Raw genomic sequence first — 21,875 nt, forward strand, 5'->3', positions numbered from 1 at the left:
ATTTGTAATACATGTATAATAACTAGCATAACTTTTTTATATAAGGAGGGCTTTTTGTGAAAAGAAAGGTAGATGATATTAAATCGACCATATCAGAAATACTAGAACTACCAAAAGACATAGTTCTGGATTTGCCTAAGATTACATTGATAGGCAATTTACAAATATATATAGAGAATCATAAAGGAATTATTGAATACAGTAAACAAAGAATTCGTATTAATACAAATATTGGTATACTAAGGATTATTGGAAAGGATTTAACAATCAGGACTATTGTTACTGAAGAAGTTATAGTAGTGGGGGAAATTGAAATAGTTGAATTTGTAAGCTGAGAGGTGTAGTCAATGCTAGTTATAAGAATATGGAATTATTTTCGTGGATATGTTATTATTAAGATTGAAGGACTTACTTTGGAGAGATTTATTAATCTTTCTATAGCTAAGGGAATATATTTATGGGATATTGTAAGATATGATTACACAACTTTAGAAGCAAAAGTAGGATTGAAAGGTTTTAAGGCTTTGAGGGAAGTAGTGAGAAAAGTTGGCTGTAGAGTCTACATTATTGAGAAAAAGGGCTTCCCTTTTTTAGTCCATAAATTAAAGTACAGAAAGATGTTAGCATTTGGATTTGCTATAGCAGTAGGTATAATAGTTTTTTTAACTTCTTTCATCTGGGAAATTGAGGTAATAGGTAACAAGAATATAGATAGCAAACTTATAATTGATTATTTAGCAAAAATGGATGTTAAGCCAGGGATTTCAAAGTCAGAAGTAGATATACCTGAATTGAAGAGAAGCATACTAAGGGATATTGAAAATATATCATTTGTTAATATGGAGATAATAGGCACAAAACTTTTAGTTGAGGTTAAGGAGAGAGATATAATACCACCTGCTATAAAAGAAGATGTACCATGTAATATTGTTGCTAAGAAAAAAGCAGTTATTGTAAAAGTTATAGCTAAAAATGGAAAAAGTGTTGTGGAAAAGGGTGATATTGTAAAGAAGGGTCAGGTTTTAATTTCAGGTATAATTGAAGATGAAAAACTTGAAAATCCTTTATTAGTACATTCTGATGGTACTGTTTTAGGGAAAACATTGTATATTAAAGAGTTAGAAGAACCTATTATAAAAAAAGTTGAGGAAGAAACAGGTAATTATTACTTGGTTAGAGAAATTAAAGTAGGTAATTATAGTTTGCTTTTAAATAATAAAGAAATACCTTATAAAAATTATATTGAAGATAAAAAAAGTAAAAAATTAATCAGGATTTTAGGTCATGAATTGCCTTTAGAAATTGTAGTTCATAAATATAAAGAAGTTGAAATTATTAAGGTAAAACAAAATGTCGAGGCGTTAAAGAAAATGCAATCTGTAAAAGGTGTACAAATGATAATGGACGAATTACCTGAAGGCGCAAAAGTTGTAGCAAAAGATGTTAATTATTCTATTGAAGATAATGTTCTTATTACTAGAGTTAGTATTGAAGTAATTGAAGAGATTGGTGAGAAACAGAAAATACATTAGTTTAAAATACAATAATAGTTGGGAGGATAAGATTGGAAAGAGAAATATTTGAAAAAAGGGTTAAAGTAGAAGATAACGATTTTATAATGGAACTTTATGGCAATCTTGATGAAAATATTAAAATTATAGAAAAAGAGTTTGGTGTTGATATTGTATCTAGACAGGGCGAGATAAGAATTATTGGTCAAGAGCCTAATATTTCTATTGCTGAGAAATTAATATCAAAATTAATAGAAATGATAAAGAGTGAAGGTAGGTTAACTAAACAAAGAATAAGATATGCAATACAGCTAATATATGAAGGAAACGAGGATAAGATTAAGGAGCTTTTAGATGAAACTATATGTATTACAGCAAGTGGTAAGAGTATTAAGCCGAAAACTTTAGGGCAGAAAAGATATATTAATGCTATTAAAGAAAATGATGTAGTTTTTTGTATTGGACCTGCTGGTACAGGTAAGACATATTTGGCTATGGCTATGGCAACAACTGCCTTTAAAAATAAAGAAGTAAATAGAATAATACTAACTAGACCAGCTGTTGAAGCAGGAGAAAAATTGGGATTTTTACCTGGAGATTTGCAAGACAAAGTAGATCCATATTTAAGACCTTTATACGATGCACTTTTTGATATATTAGGTGCTGAAACATATATGAAGTATATGGAAAAAGGACTTATTGAAGTAGCACCATTGGCTTATATGAGAGGTAGAACATTAGATTCTTCCTTTATAATACTAGATGAAGCACAAAATACTACTCCAGAACAGATGAAGATGTTTTTGACTAGATTAGGCTTTGGATCAAAAGCAATAATAACTGGAGATATTACACAAATAGATTTGCCTAATGGAAAACCTTCTGGTTTAAAACAAGTATCACAGATATTAGAAGGTATTAAGGGTATAGAGTTCATTTATTTAGGTAAACAAGACGTTGTTAGACATCAATTAGTTCAAAGGATTATAGAGGCATATGATAAATTTGAGAATAGAAAGAAACAAAAATAATTAATACGTATGGAGGGAATTCCATGCTAGATGCTAATAAGGAAAGGTTGGACAAACTTTTTGCCAGCCCTATATTAAAAATTTTTAAAAACCAACTTGTAAAACAAATATTTATTGCTTTAGTATTTACTGTATTACTCTTGTTAATAGTGGTAGATAGTATAGCACCAGAAAAAATTAGTGTGAGTGTTGGAGATATTGCTCCAGTTGATATAATAGCTACTAAAGATATAGTAGATGAGATAACAACAAATCAGTTGAAAGAGAAAGCTATAGATAATGTTGAACCAAGACATAAGATAGACCCAACAATTCAAGTAAAAGTAAAAAATGAAATAAAACAGTTTTTTGAGCTTGTTTATAACTTGAAAAGTTATGAAGATTTAAATATTAATATGAAAATTTCCTTGCTTAAACAGCAGTCAAATATTAATTTATCTGAGAATGACTATTCAGCAATTATGAGTGCTGACAAGGAAAAGTTAAAAATGCTTGAGAGCAATATATATGATATAGTAGCACAAATTATGGGAACAGGTATAAAAGAGGAAGAATTAGAGTATGAAAAAGAAAATGTAAAAAAGGTTTTTAATAGCTTAGATAGTCTTTCAGATAGCCTAAAAGGACTGGGAATAAATATTGTAAATAATACTATTAAACCTAATAGATTTTTAGACATTGAAACTACAAGACAAAAACAACAAGAAGCAGCTAATTCTGTAGAACCTGTTATTGTGAAAGAAGGACAGCTTATTATCAGAAAAGGTGAGAAAATTGATGTAAAGACTTTAGAACTAATAAAAAAGACAGGTTTGCTTAAAGAAAGTGATGGTCCTGATTATAGTTTAATAGTAGGAGCATTGCTTATAGTTGCACTATTAGAGCTAGTTATAGTAGCTTATCTGTATATATTTAATAGAGAGATTTTAGAGAGTACAAAATTCTTAATAATATTGTCCATTATTATACTGACTACAATAATAATTTCTAAGAGTATATATGGTATTTCAGGATATTTAGTACCTATTTCGGCAGCTACTATGCTGATTTCTATACTTGTAAATCCTAAGTTAGCTATATTAATTAACTGTGTATTAACTATAATGATAGGTATTGTTACAGGTAATGATGTAAATATTATCGTAATGTCCCTTATAGGAGGTTCTGTCGGAGCTGTAGGAGTAATAAATTCATACCAAAGGCACAATATATTTTTAACAGGTTTGATAGTTAGTGCGACTAACTTATTGACTATACTGGCATTTGGTTTAATAATAGATACAGAGGTTATTCTGTTATTAAATAAAGTTATGTATGGGGTTCTTAACGGAATATTTAGTGCTATTTTAACAATAGGCTCGCTTCCATTATGGGAAAGTGTATTTGGTATCGTAACGCCATTGAAATTATTAGAGCTTTGCAATCCAAATCACCCATTGTTAAAAAGATTGTTATTAGAAGCACCTGGAACTTATCATCACAGTATAATAGTTGGAAATTTAAGCGAAGCAGCTGCTGAAGCTGTAGGAGCTAGCCCATTAGTAGCTAGAGCAGGTGCATATTTCCATGATGTAGGTAAATTAAAGAGACCTTATTTCTTTAAAGAAAATCAATTGAATTCTGAAAATCCACATGACAAAATTAATCCAAGCTTAAGTACTTTAATAATAACTAATCATGTAAAAGATGGAGCTGAAATGGCAAGAAAGTTTAAAATACCTTCAATAATAATAGATATTATTAAACAACATCATGGAGATACTCTTGTTGCATATTTTTATCATAAAGCTCTAAATAGTGAAAATTCAGAGCATGTTCAAGAAGAGAGTTTTAGGTATGAAGGACCTAAACCGCAAACAAAGGAAGCAGCAATTATTATGCTAGCTGATTCTGTAGAAGCGGCTGTAAGGTCTATGAAGGAGCCAACAAAAGGTAAGATAGAAGGTTTAGTGAGAGAGATAATCAAGAATAAACTAAATGATGGGCAATTAGATGAGTGTGATTTAACTCTGAAGGATTTAGATACTATTGCAAATTCATTTTTAAATATACTTTTAGGAATATTCCATGAAAGAATTGAGTATCCTAAGCTTGATTTGAATGAACTTAAGGGAGGAAAACTTAATGGAGCTACTAATTGATAATAGACAGGATAAAGTGATTATTGAAGAAGATGTTAAAGAGGCTGTCAAAAACGTTATTCTTGAATGCTTTAAGTTAGAAGGTTTGAGTACTAATTATGAGGTTAGTGTTTCATTTGTTGATAATGAAGAAATAAGACAACTAAATAGGGAATACAGAGGAAAGGATAGTCCTACAGATGTGCTATCTTTTCCGATGGAAGATGATGAAATAGGTGAGGATTACACACCAATTTTAGGCGATATTGTTATTTCAGCCGAAAAAGCTTTACAGCAATCAGTTGAATTTGGTCATTCCTTCAAGAGAGAAGTTGCATATTTGACAGCTCATAGTATGTTCCATCTTATGGGCTACGATCATGAAACAGAGGAAGAGAAATTAGTAATGAGGCAAAAGGAAAAGGAAGTAATGAAGCGCCTAAAGATTTTTAAAGCTGAATACAATTAACGGTTGGTGTTGATAATGAAAGTTAGAAGGCTGATAGATAGCTTTAATTACGCAGTTTCTGGGATAATTTATACATTAAAGACTCAAAGGAACATGAAAATACATTTTATTGCTGCTTTTTTAGTATTGTTCCTTAGTCTTTTTTTTAACTTTTCTAGAACGGAATTATTGCTGTTGATATTTGCTATTTCCCTGGTAATAATTGCGGAAATGATTAATACATCTATTGAAAAGACAATAGATTTGATTACTGATAAGTATCATCCTTTAGCAGAGATTGCAAAAAATGTTGCAGCAGGAGCAGTATTAATTTCAGCAATAAATTCAGTAGTTGTAGCATATTTATTGTTATTTGATAGAGTTAATCCTTATACTAGTTTAATTATTATAAAGATTAAAAATTCACCTGTACATTTAACTTTTATAAGTATTTTTCTAGTTCTTATAATTACGATATATGTAAAAACATTAACAAATACAGGCACGCCTTTTAAAGGAGGCTTGGTTAGTGGACATGCTGCTGTTGCGTTTGCTACAGCAACAGCAATAACCTTTATTGGAAAGAATACTTTAGTTACAACATTGAGTTTTCTTATAGCGTTTTTAGTAGGGCAAAGTAGAATTGAAGGTGGAATTCATTCGACTTTTCAAGTATTTTTTGGTGCTTTATTAGGGATACTTTTGACAGTATTAGTATTTCAGTTTATTGGTTAATAATAAACTAATTAAAAAATAAATACAGGAAGTGGAGGTAAAATGTTAAGAGGGATTAGAAATATATTTATAACAGGGTTTTTAATAATATTACCTATAGCTGGAAGTCTTTATATAATGTATTTGTTTTTTAGCTTTATTGATAACCTTTTTAATATACCTCTTAAAGGTTTACTTGGTATTGAAGTTCCTGGTGTTGGAGTTATATTAACTTTTACTATTATTTTTGCAATAGGCGTTATAGCAAGAAATTATTTTGGTAAGAAAATATTGCATTTTACAGAGAAAATTATTATAAAAATTCCGTTAGTCAAGACTATTTATATTTCAATCAAACAAATTGTAGATACATTATTTCTAAAGAAAAATGATGCTTTTAAAAAAGCTGTTTTAGTTGAATATCCTAAAGAAGGGGTATATACTATTGGATTTATAACATCAGAATCGCCAAAAGAAATATCTGAAAAGACAAAAGCTGAGTGTGTAAGTTTATTTATACCAACTACTCCAAATCCAACTTCAGGTATGTTTATTATAGTTCCTAAAGATAAAGTTACTTATTTAGATATGGATGTAGAGGAAGCTATAAAGCTAATTGTATCTGGTGGGTTAGTGACTCCAGAAACAAAGTAAACATTGGGAGGAATGAAAATGCACAAGAGAATGGGTTTACTTTTCATAGTAACAATTGTACTAATAAGTTCGTTATTTGGATGTACTCAAAAAAATGTAACAGCTCCAAAACCCACTATAGCTAAAGAAGAAAGTAATAATAAAGATAATAAAATAGAAGAAAATATTAAAGAAAATGAGGAGAATGAAAAAGAAAATATAATAAGTGATGAGAATGATGATAATAATACTAACAAAGCAGATGATTTAATACAATCGCCATTGAGTGGCATTTATGCACCAAAAGAAAAAGTTTTAAGAAGACCTGTAGCAGTTATGTATGATAATCATCCAAGAGCTAGATGGCAGTCAGGTATAAGTCAAGCTGAAATAATTTATGAATTTTTAGTAGAAGGTAAATATACTAGATATATGGCTTTGTTTTTACTGAATGAACCAGAACTTATAGGGCCTGTAAGAAGTGCGAGACCTTATTTTATAACTACATTACTAGAATATGACCCTGTATATGTAAGATGTGGAGGTAGTGAAGCAGCGAAAGCAGATGTAAAGAAATTAAAGATAGCAGATATAGATGCTTTAACTAGTTCTAAAAGAGTTTTTTGGAGATATAATAAGACAGGTAAAAGAAAACCACATAACTTATATACAAGTATGGAGGTTATTAGAAAGACACAGAAGGAGCGTAAATATAGACTTAAAGGTAATTTTGAAGCATTTGAATTTAATAAAGAAGATATTAATATAGATGGTATTCAAGCTAATACCGTTAAAATAGAATATTTCGACAATAATACTACTAAATATGTTTATGATGAGGAAGATAAAGTATATAAAAGATATAAAGATGGTAAACTTCATGTAGATGAATTAGATAAAAGTATTATAACAGCTAAGAATATAATTATACAAAGAGCAAAGACAAAAGTAATAGATAGTTATGGTAGACTTGCTATTGAGCTTGTAGGAAAAGGTAAAGGTATCTATATTACCAATGGAAAAGCTATAGATATAGGTTGGGAGAAAAAAACTAGGGAAAGTAAGACTTTATATTTCGACCTATCAGGTAATAGAATAAAACTAAATCCAGGTAATACTTGGATTCAGGTAGTTAAGCCTAGTACTAAAGTAACTATTGAATAGGAGGTAAACTTATGGACAAAAGACAACTTATAAAAAAAGCGTTAGAAGCAAAAGAAAAATCTTATGCACCGTATTCAAATTTTCATGTAGGAGCAGCATTATTGACAAAAGATGGAAAAATTTATACAGGTTGTAATATAGAATCTGCTTCATATACTCCAACTAATTGTGCAGAAAGAACTGCTATATTTAAAGCTGTATCTGAAGGAGATAGAGAGTTTGTAGCAATAGCAATAGTTGGAGATTCTAAAACGTATACTTATCCTTGTGGTGTATGCAGACAAGTTATAAGGGAATTTGGTAAAAATATAAAAATTATTGTTGCAAAATCTGAAGATGATTATAAAGAATATGATTTAGAAGAACTGTTTCCTCACAGCTTTGGTCCTGAAGATTTAAATATTGAAACTGGGGGGAAATAATATGAGCTATAGATCAGGTTTTGTATCAGTAATTGGAAGACCTAATGTTGGTAAATCAACTTTGTTAAATTGTATTGTAGGAGAAAAAATAAGTATTATTTCAAATAAACCTCAAACGACTAGAAATAAAATACAATGTGTTTATACAGAAGATGATTATCAAGTAATATTTTTAGACACACCTGGTATTCATAAGCCTAAAAATAAATTAGGTGAATACATGGTGAAGGTGGCTAAAGATACACTTAATGAAGTAGATGTTGTAGTTTTAATGGTTGATAATAGTTTGAAAATTGGACCTGGAGATAAGTATATTTTAGAACAAATAAAAAATGTAAAAACGCCAAAAATATTATTAATAAATAAAATTGACAAAATAAAGAGTAGTGATATAGATATTATAATTAACAATTATAAGAGTATGGGCATCTTTGAAGATATAATTCCTATTTCAGCACTAAATGGTGCTGGTATAGATAAGTTTCTTAAAACTATTAAGGAATATTTACCTGAGGGACCTAAGTACTTCCCAGAAGATATGATTACTGATCAACCTGAAAGATTAATTATTGCTGAAATTATTAGAGAAAAAGCACTTCATAATTTAGAACAAGAAGTTCCACATGGGATTGCTGTAGAAACTGATTTAGTAAGAAAAAGAGAGGATAAAGATATTATAGATGTAAATGCTACAATATATTGCGAAAGAGAATCTCATAAAGGTATAATAATTGGTAAGGGTGGCAAAAAATTAAAAGCAATAGGTAAAGAGGCTCGAATTGATATTGAAAGATTATTAGGTAGTAAGGTTTATCTTGATATATGGGTTAAAGTAAAGAAAGATTGGAGAGAAAAAGAAAATCTTTTAAGGCAGCTTGGTTACAAGTAGTTCTGAAAAACCACATTTTGTTTTCATTTTTCCTTTAATACTATAATTTTCAAAGAATAAAATACTGCATATTAACCACAATATAACACATAGAACAACGTTGGGGAGGGGCATAAAATGTTAAAAAACGAAATGTGGAGAATTTTTCAGGCTACAGGTAATATAAATGCTTTTATGTATTGTAAAGAATGTGAGAGGATTGATTTAAAGCAAAGGAAAAATAAAGATAATGAGGAAATTAGGATTGTTATATAGAGGTGTATAATGTTATTAAATGTTGAGGGAATAGTTTTACGTCAAACTAAATACCATGAGTGGGATAAAATACTTACAATATATACAAGAGAGAATGGCAAAATTCAAGCTATAGCTAAAGGTGCGAGAAGGCAAAAAAGTCCTTTAATATCTTGCTCTCAAGTCTTTAGCTATAGCAAGTTTATTTTATATAAGGGTAAGAATTTTTATCATATAAATAGCGGTGAAATAGTAGATACATTTTATTCATTAAGAGAAGATATATATAAATTAGCATATGCAACATATTTTCTTGAGCTTGTAGACTGTGCAACAATTGAAGAACATCCCATTCCTATTCTATTTGATTTACTTATTAAAACACTAAAGGTTTTAGGAAATTTAAAAGATAATTATTCAAAGTTAGCACGTGCTTTTGAATTAAAATACATAAGCTTTATTGGATATAAACCAAATTTAAAAGTTTGTGTTTTGTGCAATAATAAACCTGTTAATAATGTTGTGTTTAGTATAAAAAGTGGTGGCATTCTTTGTGAAAATTGTAAACAAAAAGACTATGAAGGGTATACTATAAGTAAGGATATTTTAAAAGCAATGGAGTTTCTTATGTATACTGAACTAGATAAGTTAGATAAAATGAAGATAGATGACGATACTATGATTAAACTTAAAGAAATTATAATAAATTATTTAAAAGAATATACTGATAGAAAGAGTTTTAAATCTCTTGATTTTTTGGATTCTATTGAAAAATAATGGAGGGATGTTCTATGGAAATAACATTGGAAAAAATTGACTTACTTAGAGAAAGGACAGGAATTAGTTATAAAGAGGCTAAAGAAATATTAGAAAAATGCAATGGTGATGTTGTTGAAGCTCTAATATATATAGAAGAGAACCAAAAATCATGGTCACAAAACATTACCAATATAGGCGATGAATTATTGGAAAAACTAAGAGAATCAATAAGAAAAGGTAATGTAACTAAGATACAGCTTAAAAAAGATGGAGAAATAATAATGAATATTCCTGTTACAGCTGGAGCTATTGGAGCTTTATTAGCCCCTCCTGCAACTATTTTTGGATTAACAGCTGCATTTCTATCAAAATGTACTATAGAGATAGTAAAAGAAAATGGAGAAGTAGTAAACATAAACGATTTAGCTGAAAAAACGGTTGAAAATGTAAAAAGAGTTGCAAGAAGAGAGAAAAAAGAAGAATTTAATGCTGAAGATGATACACAAGAATAATATTGACAAACAAATAATAATTTGCTAAATTATGTTTAACAAAAGCATAAAAATGCTATGATGAAGAGGAGTAATCAATAGGTATTATTCAAGCGAGCTGGGGACGGTGGGAGCCCAGTATAATCCGTTGATGAAGGGCGCTTCTGAGCATTCTTTTAAAGAGGATGCCAAATGGCATCAAATAGGGTGGAACCGCGGAAGTAACCTTTCGTCCCTATACTATAAGGGGATGAAAGGTTTTTTTAATTGAGTATTTATATAGCCAAAACGATAAGTGGGTTATTAAATTTTAATAACTAGATTATAGGGAGGAATGATGATGAAGTTTCAAGACTTGATAATGACTCTGCTTAAATACTGGGGTGATAAAGGATGCATAGTTGTTCAACCGTATGATATTGAAAAAGGTGCAGGAACAATGAATCCACAAACATTTTTAAGGGCTTTAGGGCCAGAACCTTGGAAGGTAGCGTATGTTGAGCCTTCAAGAAGACCAGCAGATGCTAGATATGGTGAAAATCCTAATAGAGTGTATCAACACCATCAACTTCAAGTTATATTAAAACCATCTCCAGATAATGTGCAAGAACTATATTTAGAAAGTCTTAAAGCTATTGGTATTGATCCATTAAAGCACGATATTAGGTTTGTTGAGGATAATTGGGAAGCTCCAACTTTAGGTGCTTGGGGTTTAGGATGGGAAGTTTGGCTAGATGGTATGGAAATTACTCAGTTTACATATTTCCAACAAATAGGTAGTATAAATTGTGAATTAGAATCTGCTGAAATAACTTATGGACTAGAAAGAATTGCAATGTATTTACAAGATGTTGACAATATTTTTGATATTGAATGGGTAGATGGAGTAAAGTATGGTGAAATCTTCAAACAGGCTGAATATGAGCATTCGGTATATAGTTTTGAAGAAGCTGATATAAATGTACTTTTAAGTTTATTTAATACATATGAAGAACAGGCTAGAAAATTAATAGAAAAGGGGCTTGTTTTCCCAGCTTATGATTTTGTTTTAAAATGTTCACATACTTTTAACGTGTTAGATGCTAGAGGTGCTATCAGTGTAGCAGAGAGAACTAGCTATATTGGAAGAGTTAGGAATTTAGCTAAACTTGTAGCAGCAAAATATATTGAAAAAAGGCAAGAGCTTGGGTTTCCACTATTAAAAGGAGGTGCTAGAAATGACATATAAGTACCTATTAGAGATAGGTGTAGAAGAAATACCTGCAAGATTTATGGAGCAAACTATTAGTCAGTTAAGAGAGAAGTTTGAAAATTTGTTTAAGGATGAGAGAATAGATTTCGAAGATATTAAAGTTTACGGTACACCTAGAAGATTGGTTGCTATTATATATGGACTTAATGAAAAACAAGAAGATTTGCATGAATTAGTGAAGGGACCTGCGAAGAGAATTGCGTATGATAAAGATGGTAATCCAACAAAAGCATTAATTGGATTTTCTAAGGGGCAGGGAGTTAGTCCTGAAGATGTTATTATAAAAGAATATAATGGAGAAGATTATGTATATGTAAATAAAACTGTACAAGGGAAGAATATTAGAGAAGTACTAAAAGATAATATACCAACTCTTATAAAGTCTATAAACTTTCCTAAATCTATGAGATGGGGAGGAAAAAGCTTTAGATTTGCTAGACCTATAAGATGGATAGTATCAATATTAGAAAATGAGATTATAGAATTTGATTTAGATGGTATTTTAGTATCAAATAAAACAAAAGGACACAGATTTTTAGGCAAAAAAGATATAGAGATTAGCAATGTAGATGAATATATTGATAAGTTAAGAGAAAATTACGTTATTGTTGACCAAGAGGAAAGAAAAAATTTAATAAAACATGGCTGTGATAGATTAGTTAAAAGTAAAGGTGGAAATATATTAGAAGATTTAGAACTTTTGGAAGAGCTAACATATATAGTTGAGTATCCAACACCTTTGTTAGGAAGAATTAAAGAAGAATATTTAAAATTACCTATGGAGGTTATTACTACTCCAATGAAAGAACATCAAAGATATTATCCTGTTGTAGATGATAAGGGTAGACTGATGCCATACTTTGTTGCAGTAAGAAATGGTAATGAAGAATATTTAGATATTGTAACGAAAGGTAACGAAAAAGTATTAGAAGCAAGATTAGAAGATGCTAAATTTTTCTATAACGAAGATATAAAAAGAACTCTTGGGGACTATGTAGAAGAGCTTAAAAATATTGTTTTTCAAGATAAATTAGGAACTATGTATGAGAAAACTACTAGACTTGTAGAATTAGTGGAAAGAATGAGTGAATATCTAGAAGTAGGAGAAGAAACTAAAAAAGATGCAAGGAGAGCTGCTTATCTTTCAAAAGCTGATTTGGTTACTAAGATGGTTTACGAATTTACTGAACTACAGGGAGTTATGGGTAGAGAATATGGTAAAATATCTGGAGAAAATGAAATAGTTAGTTTGGCTATCTATGAGCATTATTTGCCTAGGTTTGCAAATGATGAATTACCTACAACTACTGCTGGTGCTATATTAAGTATAGCTGATAAAATTGATACAATAGCAGGTTGTTTTGCAATTGGTATACAGCCAACAGGTTCTCAAGATCCATATGGATTGAGAAGACAATCACTTGGTATAATCAATATAATATTGGATAAAAATTTACACATTTCATTAGGGGAATTTATTGATTATGCATTATCTATATATAAAGATTCAAAAGGATTAGAGTTTGATAAAGAAAAAGTAAAAGAAGAAATATTAGATTTCTTTAAAATAAGAATAAAAAATCTGTTTATAGAAATGGGTATAAGATATGATGTAGTAGATGCAGTTATATATACTGGTTTAGACAATATAACTGAGCTTTATATTAGGGCAGAAGAACTTAATAAATGGATAAATAAAGAAGAATTAGGTGAGATTATAGCTGCTTTTAATAGAGTTACTAAACTAGCTAAAAAGGCAAGTTCTGATATGGTTAATGAGGAATTATTAATTGAAGATAAGGAACGTGATTTATATAGAGTTTACATTAGTATAAAAGATAGAGTTGATGAGTATCTAAGAGAAAGAGAGTATGATAAAGCTTTGGATACTCTTATCGATTTGAAAGAGCCGATAGATAATTTCTTTGATAATGTTATGGTTATGGTTGAGGATGAAGATATAAAAAATAATAGGTTAGGTTTAATTAAGAAAATTTCAGATATGATGTTTTCGATTTGTGACTTATCAAAAATTGTTATAAAATAACTATAACAAAGTCCACCAATGGGTGGGCTTTATCTTAAAAATACAATTTGATAAAATATAGTAAACATTCCTGTTTGAAAAGAGGTGAGTGTTATTCAATATACTGAAAGGCAAAATCAGATAATTGATATAGTTAAGAAAAATCAGCCTATAACAAGTGAAGCGATTGCAAAAAAACTAAATTTAACTAGAGCTACTCTCAGACCAGATTTGGCTATACTTACAATGTCAGGTATTTTAGAAGCTAGACCTAAGGTAGGTTATTTCTATTCTGGAAAATCTAATTTAGATTTTTATAAAGATTATATGAAAGAAATTAAAGTAAATGATATTAAGTCTTTACCTGTCGTTGTTGATGAATCAACTACAGTTTATGATGCAATAGTGACTCTTTTTTTAGAAGATGTAGGAACGGTTTATGTAGTTTCAAAAGGATTACTTGCAGGCGTGGTTTCAAGGAAGGATTTTCTTAAGAGTGCTATAGGTGGAATGGATATAAATAAAATACCTGTTGGAGTAATAATGACTAGAATGCCTAATATAGTTGTTGCAAAACCAGAAGAAAATATTATTGAAGCTGCTGAAAAAATTATAGAGCATCAAGTTGATAGTCTTCCTGTAGTAGAAGATGCTGAGGTTGATGGAGTTAAAGGGTATAAAGTTGTAGGTAGGATTTCAAAAACAAATATTACAAAAATATTCGTTGATTTAGCAAAAAATCGCTAGGGGGTAGTTAAATGGGAAAAGAAATGGTTGTATATGTTTTATCAGATTCGATAGGTGAAACTGGTGAACAAGTTGCTAGAGCAGCTATAAGTCAATTTAATTCAGGAAAATATAATATTAAAAGATTTCCATATATTACAGAAGAAGAGCAAATAGTTGAAATTTTTGATGAAGCTAAAGGTGAAAATTGTATAATTGTTTTTACAATAGTTATTGAAAAATTAAGGAATTTTATACTTGAAAATGCAAAGAAATATAATATACAAGCAATTGATTTAATGACACCAGTAATAAATGCAGTTAAAAATGTTGTTGGACACGAGCCAAAAAGAGAACCAGGGCTTATTAGAAAACTAGACGAAAAGTATTTTAGAAAAGTAGAAGCTATTGAATTTGCAGTAAAATATGATGATGGAAAAGATACAAGAGGTATTAAGTTAGCAGATATTGTTCTTGTAGGTATATCACGAACTTCTAAAACTCCTCTTAGTATGTATTTAGCTCATAAGAATATAAAGGTAGCCAATATACCTTTAGTACCAGAAGTATCTCCACCAAAAGAATTATTTGAGATCGACCCTAAAAAGATAATAGGACTTACTGCAAATCCTATAAAATTGAATGAAATAAGAAAAGAAAGATTAAAGGCATTAGGGTTAAGCAATACTGCTAGTTATGCTAGTATGGATAGAATATTAAAAGAACTAGAATATTCAGAGAAGATAATGAAAAAATTAGGATGTGTTGTAATTGATGTATCAAATAAAGCAGTTGAAGAAAGTGCGAACATAATTATGGAGATTATTAAGGAAAATAACTTATTAAGAGTTTAAAAAGAGTGCTATTTCTAAGCACTCTTTTTATAATCTATAGGAAATTATATTCCATATTAAATTGTGGATAATTTCAAATATAATTTCCGTTTATGGATTTCAACAAAATCCACCTTGATTTATTCAAATCGAAGATTTTGTTCAAATAATTAAAAAGCTAGTTTTTAAAGAAATAAATAGAAGGATTATACTTGTATATGTTGTATATATTAAATAATAGCTTTATAAATCTTCGAAAAAATAATAAAAGGTGATGCCTGATGAATATAAGATTGAGAACAGAGGAGTTAGAAAAAAACATCCTCTCTAAATATGCCGCTTTGAGTTCTAAATCTAGAAGAAGATTTGAAGAGAAAAAGTGCACTATTAGAACTGAGTTTCAGAGAGATAGAGATAGAATAGTTCATTCAAAAGCATTTCGTAGACTTAAACATAAGACTCAGGTTTTTATTGCACCAGAAGGAGATCATTATAGAACGAGGCTTACTCATACGTTGGAGGTAGCACAAATTTCAAGAACTTTGGCTAGGGCTTTAAGATTAAATGAGGACTTAGCAGAAGCTATTGCTTTAGGACATGATTTGGGGCATACACCTTTTGGGCATAAGGGAGAACAGGTTTTAAATGAAATTTTTTCAAAAGGATTTAGGCACAATGAACAAAGCTTGAAGGTAGTTGATTATTTAGAGTTTCATAATGGGAAACCAGGTTTAAATTTAACGTATGAAGTAAGAGATGGAATTTTAAATCATACAGGCGATAAAGATCCTGTTACCTTAGAAGGGAGAATAGTAAAGATAGCTGATAGAATAGCTTATATAAATCATGATATTGATGATTCATTAAGAGCTAAAATAATATCTGAGAAGGACTTACCGAAAGACTGTATAGAAGTGTTGGGTTTTACACATGGTGAAAGAATAAATACAATGATTGTGGATATCATAAAAAATAGTTATGAAAAAAACGATATAAAAATGAGTGAGGAAATTAGTTACTATACTAATAAACTTAGAGATTTTATGTTCCAAAATGTTTATTTGAATAAAAAAGCAAAATCAGAAGAGGATAAAGCGAAATTCATAATAGAACAGCTTTATGAATATTATAATAAAAATTTCGAAAAAATACCAGTTGAGCATAGAAAACATCATGAAACTATTCATAGAACTAAAGAAGAAATAGTATGTGATTATATTGCTGGTATGACTGACAGATATGCAATTAGAGTTTTTAAAGATATTTTTGTTCCTCGTCCGTGGCAAAAATAAACAGTATAAAATGTAAAAAAATCAATAAAAATCAAATAGAACCATAAAACACTAATAAAATTTTAAAAAAAATTTTTTTAATAAGAAGGAATATATCGATATATGTCGAATAATTAAAACCTGCCATAAAAAATGTTTATGTTTTTAGAATATATTTCCATTTTATAAAAGTTTTTTTTGTTTGAAGGGAAGGAAAAAAGTCTATTTTTGACGAATAGTATTAAAAAAGGTGATATTTATGTCAAGCTCCTTGAATGAAGATTTAATTCAAGAGATAAGAGAAAAAAATGAAATAGTAGGAGTTATTTCACAATACATTAATTTAAAAAGAACTGGTGCAAACTATAAAGCACTATGTCCTTTTCATAATGAGAAAACACCTTCTTTTGTTGTATCATCTTCAAAGCAGATTTTCCATTGCTTTGGGTGTGGGGTAGGCGGTGATGTAATTACTTTTATAATGAAATATGAAAACCTAGACTTTAAAGAAGCCATTAAGCTGTTAGCTGATAGAGCAGGTATTGAAATTGATGAAAGTAATATGAAAAAGAATGTTGAACTGGAAAGAAGAAAAAATAGACTTTATCAAATAAATCGGGAAGCAGCTAGATATTTTTACTATAATTTAAGGAGAAATAGCAAGGGTTATAGTTACTTTAGAAAAAGAGGCGTTTCAGATAATACTATAAAAGCTTTTGGACTTGGATATGCTAATTCAACATGGGATGATTTACTAAAATACTTAGTATCAAAGGGCTATAAGGAAGAAGAATTACTTGAAGCAGGTTTAATTATTGAGAGGCAAAGTAAAAATGGTTTCTATGATAGATTTAGAGATAGAGTTATGTTTCCTATAGTAAACACAAGAGGTAGAGTTATAGGTTTTGGTGGTAGAGTATTAGATGATTCTGTACCTAAGTATTTGAATTCTCCAGATACTCTTGTGTTTTCTAAAGGCAACAACTTATTTGGTTTAAATTTAGTATATAAAAATTCAAAAATAGATAAAATCTTATTAGTTGAAGGTTACATGGATGTTATTTCTTTGTATAATAAGGGTATTGTCTATAGCGTAGCTTCTCTTGGTACAGCTTTTACAGAAAATCAAGGTAAAATGCTAAAGAGATGGAACGATAGTATTTATATTTGCTATGATTCAGATGATGCAGGATTAAAAGCATCTAATAAAGCGCTAGATTTACTTAAGAAAATAGGGTTTAAGCCTAGAGTTATAGTTTTGCCTGATGGTTTAGATCCAGATGAATATATTAATAGATTTGGAAAGAAGTCATTTGAAAAATTATTTGATACTGCATTAGATTATATTGATTTTAAAATATTATATTATAAAAAAAAGTTCGATATAAATACTGTTCAAGGGAAGGTAGATTTTATAAAAAATATATCACAGAATATAAAAAATATATCAAGCCCTGTTGAAAGAGATGTATATATTAATAGAGTTTCTGATGAAACTAATATTTCTGTTGATGCTATAAGAAAAGAAATTTTCGGAGTAAAAGGTATTAAAACCGGATTAAAGGACAAGTATATAAATACGAATTATAGAAATAATAATAAAAGTAAGATTGTTCCAGTAGAGAATGTTTTGGAACCTGGTCATTTAACTGCAGAAAAAAGCCTTTTAAATTTGTTAATTAATGACGAATATATATACGAGAAAATAAAAGAAAACTTTTCGCCAGACGATTTTCTTGATCCAATAAATAGAAAAATTGCAGAATTAGTTTATGATAGCTATAAAGAGGGTAGGAAAATTATAAAGCAGGATCTTATTAATAACTTTTCAGATTCTGAATTAGATAAAGTAAATGAAGTTCTGGCGATTGAAATAAATTTTGAGAATAGCGAAAGAGATAAGGCTGTAGATGATTATTTAAAAAAAATAAATTATTACAAGTTGAAGATAAAAAGAAAGCAAATTAAAGAAGAGATAAAACTTATAGAATCTAAGAAAGTTATAAGTGAAGGAGAGGAAGAAAAATTAAGGGAGTTATGTTTAGAGCTAATGGAATTAGACAAAGCTTTAAAACTACACTGTTTGTTTTAGCTGAAAGGAGGGAACTAAATGAGCAAAGGAAAAGATAAAGAAAAAGACGTAAAAATAAATACTATGAAAAAGTTGATTGAAAAAGGTAAAAAGCAGGGGATGTTAACATATAAAGAAATTATGGATACATTAGAGGAGATAGATATTGATTCAGATCAAATAGATGAGATATATCAAGGCTTAGAGGAAATGGGTATAGATATAGTCGGAGATAAAGAAGACGAAATATTACTAGAAAAAGAAGAAATACATGAAATTACAGAAGACGATTTATCTTTGCCTAAAGGAATTAGTGTAGACGATCCTGTTAGAATGTATCTAAAAGAGATAGGAAAAGTACCACTACTTACAGCAGAAGAGGAAATTGAATTGGCTAAAAGAATGGAACAAGGTGATGAATTAGCAAAGAAAAGATTAATTGAAGCAAATTTAAGATTAGTGGTAAGTATAGCAAAAAGGTATGTTGGTAGAGGAATGCTCTTTTTAGATTTAATACAAGAAGGTAATTTAGGACTTATAAAAGCTGTTGAGAAGTTTGATTATAGAAAAGGTTATAAATTTAGTACTTATGCTACATGGTGGATAAGACAGGCGATTACAAGAGCTATAGCAGATCAGGCAAGAACTATTAGAATACCTGTTCATATGGTTGAAACAATAAATAAATTAATTAGAGTTTCAAGACAATTACTACAAACTCTAGGAAGAGAACCTACTCCTGAAGAGATTGCTAAAGAGATGAATCTAGAAGAAGAAAAAGTTAGGGAAATATTAAAAATAGCTCAAGAACCTGTTTCATTAGAAACACCAATTGGTGAAGAAGAAGATAGCCATCTTGGCGATTTTATTCCTGATGATGATGCACAAGCACCTTCTGAAGCAGCTACGTTTACTTTACTTAAAGAGCAGTTAGTAGAAGTATTAGATACGTTAACGCCTAGAGAACAGAAAGTTTTAATCCTTAGATTTGGGCTTGAAGATGGTAGAGCTCGTACATTAGAAGAAGTTGGTAGAGAATTTGATGTAACTAGAGAAAGAATTAGACAGATTGAAGCAAAAGCTTTAAGGAAGTTAAGACATCCAAGTAGAAGCAAAAAGTTAAAAGACTTTTTAGAATAAAATTAAAGATTCGCCAAAGGCGAATCTTTAATTTTGGTCTCTTAGATAATAGCGTTTTTTAGAATTCTTGGTTTTAATATCATCGTTTTTTTCATTAATATAGTCTTTGAGTTCTTCAGCTTCTTTTTGCCAATTAAGTGTTGTACCACCCCAAGTAAAGGTTGGAATGTCATAAAAGTTTTTAATTTTATTTGGTTTACGATTCATAGCAAACACCTCAGTAATAGTTTTCCCAAAATAACAGTTTTTAATATATTTTTTAAGTAAATTAAAATAGTAATGGTATAATATAAATAAGGACTATTATATGTAAAAGCAAATATAGATAAAAGGAGTAGGGTTATGAAGTTATCACCAAGGCTTAAAGTAATAGCTGATTATGTTAAAAATAATTCTTCTGTTGCAGATATTGGTACAGATCATGGTTATATACCTGTATATCTTATTGAAAACAATATTTCTAAAAGAGTTATTGCTTCAGATGTTAATAAGGGACCACTTGAAAGTGCTAAAAAATATGTAGATTTGAAAAAATTAAACCATAAGATAGATTTAAGATTGGGTGATGGATTAAGAACATTAAGACCAAATGAAGTAGATACTGTTATTATAGCTGGTATGGGTGGTTTATTAATTAAAAAGATACTTGAAGATGGAAGAAAAATTGCTGAAACAATAGATAATTTCATTTTACAGCCTATGATTGCGTCTGATGAACTAAGAAAGTATTTAATTAAACATAATTATAAAATTATTGATGAAAAGTTAGCTAAAGAGGGAGATAAAATATATGAAGTTATGTTAGTAGGGCATGGTAAGGATAGTGTTAAAGATGAGATATACTTTGAGATAGGTAAAAAATTGATAGAGAATAAAGATCCTTTATTAAAAGAGTTGATTCAGAAAAAGTTAAGAGAGACTGAAGATATACTACATAAGATTAGGGTAAATGAATCAATAAAAGCACGAGAAAAACTAAATGTAATAAAGAAAAAATATGAGAAATTGAAGGAGGTATTAAAATCCATTGATTGTTAAAGAAATATTAGACATAATGGAGAAAATAGCTCCTAGTAAATTAATCGATAAGTGGGATAATTGCGGATTTCAAATTGGTGATATTAATAAAAGTGTAAAAACTATTATGTTAACATTAGATGTTACAGAAGAAGTAGTTCAAGAAGCTATAAGCAAAAATGTTGATTTGATAATATCTCACCATCCAATTTTATTTAATCCTATATCAAAAATTACTTTGAATGATACTAAAGGAAAAATACTTTATGACATTATTAAACATGATATATCTGTGTATAGTGCTCATACAAACTTAGATGTATGTAATGGTGGCATAAATGATGTTTTAGCTGATATACTACAGTTAAGAAACACAAAGATACTAAGCAAATTATACGAAGAAAAGTTGTACAAGTTAGTCGTATTTGTTCCTAAAACACATGAAGAAAAGGTTAGAGATGCAATAACTGAAAGTGGAGGTGGGTGGATAGGGAATTATAGTCATTGTACATTTAATATTAAAGGGTTTGGAACTTTTATGCCTAGAGAGGGGACAAATCCTTTTATAGGTACTGAAGGGAAAGTAGAATTAGTAGAAGAAATAAGAATTGAAACTATAGTACCAGAAAGTATTTTAGATACAGTTATAGAAAATATGATAAAAACACACCCTTATGAAGAAGTAGCTTATGATATATACCCTTTAAATAATGAAGGTTTTGGTTATGGGTATGGTAGAATCGGTGATTTACAAGACGTTACTACTCTAAGTAGTTTTGCAAAATATGTTAAAGAAAAGCTTAATTGCAAGTTTATCAAAGTAATAGGTGATGTAAATAAGGAGATAAGAAAAGTAGCTGTTTGTGGTGGGAGTGGTGCTGATTTTATTAAAGCAGCTTCAAAAAAAGGAGCAGATGTGCTGGTAACAGGAGATATAAAATACCATGAAGCACAATTAGCTATAAGCTTAGGGTTGTCTTTAATAGATGCAAATCATTATGATACTGAAAAAGTAATATTACCATACTTGAAAGAATATATACAAAATAAGGTTGGTAACAGTATAGATATATATATAAGTAACTTTAATAGTGTCCCCTATGAAATTTTTTGATGAATGGGG

General features: G+C 29.3%; 23 protein-coding genes and 1 other annotated feature. Of the genes, 22 read left to right on the top strand and 1 reads right to left on the bottom strand.

What is annotated here, in order from left to right; all coding sequences use genetic code 11:
• Positions 1-56: 56 nt before the first annotated feature.
• The 20 genes from yqfC to rpoD all read left to right on the top strand — a co-directional run bounded on the left by yqfC (position 57) and on the right by rpoD (position 19,735).
• Positions 57-335, top strand: coding sequence for a sporulation protein YqfC (yqfC, locus tag BFN48_RS02735; protein ID WP_069649329.1), 279 nt, complete (start codon positions 57-59; stop codon positions 333-335).
• A 12-nt stretch (positions 336-347) separates the two neighbouring features.
• Positions 348-1,532 (top strand): sporulation protein YqfD, encoded by a 1,185-nt coding sequence (yqfD, locus tag BFN48_RS02740; protein WP_069649330.1) that lies wholly within the window; start codon positions 348-350, stop codon positions 1,530-1,532.
• 86 nt (positions 1,533-1,618) lie between these two features.
• On the top strand, positions 1,619-2,542 hold the full coding sequence (locus BFN48_RS02745; RefSeq protein WP_069649728.1) for a PhoH family protein: 924 nt from the start codon (positions 1,619-1,621) through the stop codon (positions 2,540-2,542).
• A 23-nt stretch (positions 2,543-2,565) separates the two neighbouring features.
• Positions 2,566-4,683, top strand: a complete 2,118-nt coding sequence (locus BFN48_RS02750; RefSeq protein WP_069649331.1) for an HD family phosphohydrolase — start codon at positions 2,566-2,568, stop codon at positions 4,681-4,683.
• Positions 4,667-5,131 carry an rRNA maturation RNase YbeY gene (ybeY, locus tag BFN48_RS02755; RefSeq protein ID WP_069649332.1) on the top strand — a complete coding sequence of 155 codons (465 nt, stop codon included), beginning with the start codon at positions 4,667-4,669 and terminating at the stop codon, positions 5,129-5,131. Before BFN48_RS02750 ends, ybeY begins: the two co-directional genes overlap by 17 nt.
• Before the next feature lie 15 nt (positions 5,132-5,146).
• Positions 5,147-5,845, top strand: coding sequence for a diacylglycerol kinase (locus BFN48_RS02760; RefSeq protein ID WP_069649333.1), 699 nt, complete (start codon positions 5,147-5,149; stop codon positions 5,843-5,845).
• A gap of 42 nt (positions 5,846-5,887) precedes the next feature.
• Complete coding sequence (locus BFN48_RS02765; protein WP_069649334.1) at positions 5,888-6,478, top strand: DUF502 domain-containing protein; 591 nt, start codon at positions 5,888-5,890, stop codon at positions 6,476-6,478.
• A gap of 18 nt (positions 6,479-6,496) precedes the next feature.
• Positions 6,497-7,621 carry a DUF3048 domain-containing protein gene (locus BFN48_RS02770; protein WP_069649335.1) on the top strand — a complete coding sequence of 375 codons (1,125 nt, stop codon included), beginning with the start codon at positions 6,497-6,499 and terminating at the stop codon, positions 7,619-7,621.
• A gap of 11 nt (positions 7,622-7,632) precedes the next feature.
• Positions 7,633-8,043 (top strand): cytidine deaminase, encoded by a 411-nt coding sequence (locus tag BFN48_RS02775; RefSeq protein ID WP_069649336.1) that lies wholly within the window; start codon positions 7,633-7,635, stop codon positions 8,041-8,043.
• A gap of 1 nt (position 8,044) precedes the next feature.
• Positions 8,045-8,932 (top strand): GTPase Era, encoded by an 888-nt coding sequence (gene era, locus BFN48_RS02780; RefSeq protein ID WP_069649337.1) that lies wholly within the window; start codon positions 8,045-8,047, stop codon positions 8,930-8,932.
• Between the two features lie 117 nt (positions 8,933-9,049).
• Entirely contained in the window at positions 9,050-9,187 is a 138-nt protein-coding gene (locus tag BFN48_RS12065; RefSeq protein WP_083238750.1) for a YqzL family protein, read from the top strand.
• Positions 9,188-9,196: 9 nt separating this feature from the next.
• Positions 9,197-9,943 (top strand): DNA repair protein RecO, encoded by a 747-nt coding sequence (gene recO, locus BFN48_RS02785; RefSeq protein ID WP_069649338.1) that lies wholly within the window; start codon positions 9,197-9,199, stop codon positions 9,941-9,943.
• A gap of 14 nt (positions 9,944-9,957) precedes the next feature.
• The gene (locus BFN48_RS02790) at positions 9,958-10,437 is read left to right on the top strand and encodes a DUF4342 domain-containing protein (protein ID WP_069649339.1); all 480 of its coding nucleotides are present in this window, start codon (positions 9,958-9,960) and stop codon (positions 10,435-10,437) included.
• A 48-nt stretch (positions 10,438-10,485) separates the two neighbouring features.
• Positions 10,486-10,656: a binding site (T-box leader), on the top strand.
• A 100-nt stretch (positions 10,657-10,756) separates the two neighbouring features.
• On the top strand, positions 10,757-11,644 hold the full coding sequence (glyQ, locus tag BFN48_RS02795; RefSeq protein ID WP_069649340.1) for a glycine--tRNA ligase subunit alpha: 888 nt from the start codon (positions 10,757-10,759) through the stop codon (positions 11,642-11,644).
• Entirely contained in the window at positions 11,634-13,715 is a 2,082-nt protein-coding gene (gene glyS / locus BFN48_RS02800; protein WP_069649341.1) for a glycine--tRNA ligase subunit beta, read from the top strand. The genes glyQ and glyS overlap by 11 nt, the downstream gene beginning before the upstream one ends.
• 84 nt (positions 13,716-13,799) lie before the next feature.
• On the top strand, positions 13,800-14,441 hold the full coding sequence (ccpN, locus tag BFN48_RS02805; RefSeq protein WP_069649342.1) for a transcriptional regulator CcpN: 642 nt from the start codon (positions 13,800-13,802) through the stop codon (positions 14,439-14,441).
• Positions 14,442-14,452: 11 nt separating this feature from the next.
• Entirely contained in the window at positions 14,453-15,274 is an 822-nt protein-coding gene (locus BFN48_RS02810; protein ID WP_069649343.1) for a pyruvate, water dikinase regulatory protein, read from the top strand.
• A gap of 260 nt (positions 15,275-15,534) precedes the next feature.
• Positions 15,535-16,545, top strand: a complete 1,011-nt coding sequence (locus tag BFN48_RS02815) for a deoxyguanosinetriphosphate triphosphohydrolase (protein WP_069649344.1) — start codon at positions 15,535-15,537, stop codon at positions 16,543-16,545.
• 238 nt (positions 16,546-16,783) lie between these two features.
• A complete protein-coding gene (dnaG, locus tag BFN48_RS02820; RefSeq protein ID WP_069649345.1) occupies positions 16,784-18,616 on the top strand; it encodes a DNA primase in 1,833 nt (610 codons plus the stop codon).
• A gap of 18 nt (positions 18,617-18,634) precedes the next feature.
• Positions 18,635-19,735 carry an RNA polymerase sigma factor RpoD gene (gene rpoD, locus BFN48_RS02825; protein ID WP_069649346.1) on the top strand — a complete coding sequence of 367 codons (1,101 nt, stop codon included), beginning with the start codon at positions 18,635-18,637 and terminating at the stop codon, positions 19,733-19,735.
• A 27-nt stretch (positions 19,736-19,762) separates the two neighbouring features.
• On the opposite strand, the gene BFN48_RS02830 is transcribed toward rpoD, so the two are convergent.
• Positions 19,763-19,942, bottom strand: a complete 180-nt coding sequence (locus BFN48_RS02830; RefSeq protein WP_069649347.1) for a hypothetical protein — start codon at positions 19,940-19,942, stop codon at positions 19,763-19,765.
• A 135-nt stretch (positions 19,943-20,077) separates the two neighbouring features.
• On the opposite strand from BFN48_RS02830, the gene BFN48_RS02835 reads away from it, so the two are divergent.
• A complete protein-coding gene (locus BFN48_RS02835; protein WP_069649348.1) occupies positions 20,078-20,773 on the top strand; it encodes a tRNA (adenine(22)-N(1))-methyltransferase in 696 nt (231 codons plus the stop codon).
• On the top strand, positions 20,763-21,866 hold the full coding sequence (locus tag BFN48_RS02840) for a Nif3-like dinuclear metal center hexameric protein (protein WP_083238751.1): 1,104 nt from the start codon (positions 20,763-20,765) through the stop codon (positions 21,864-21,866). Before BFN48_RS02835 ends, BFN48_RS02840 begins: the two co-directional genes overlap by 11 nt.
• Positions 21,867-21,875: the final 9 nt, after the last annotated feature.

Source organism: Caloranaerobacter ferrireducens (assembly GCF_001730685.1).
GTDB lineage: Bacteria > Bacillota > Clostridia > Tissierellales > Thermohalobacteraceae > Caloranaerobacter > Caloranaerobacter ferrireducens.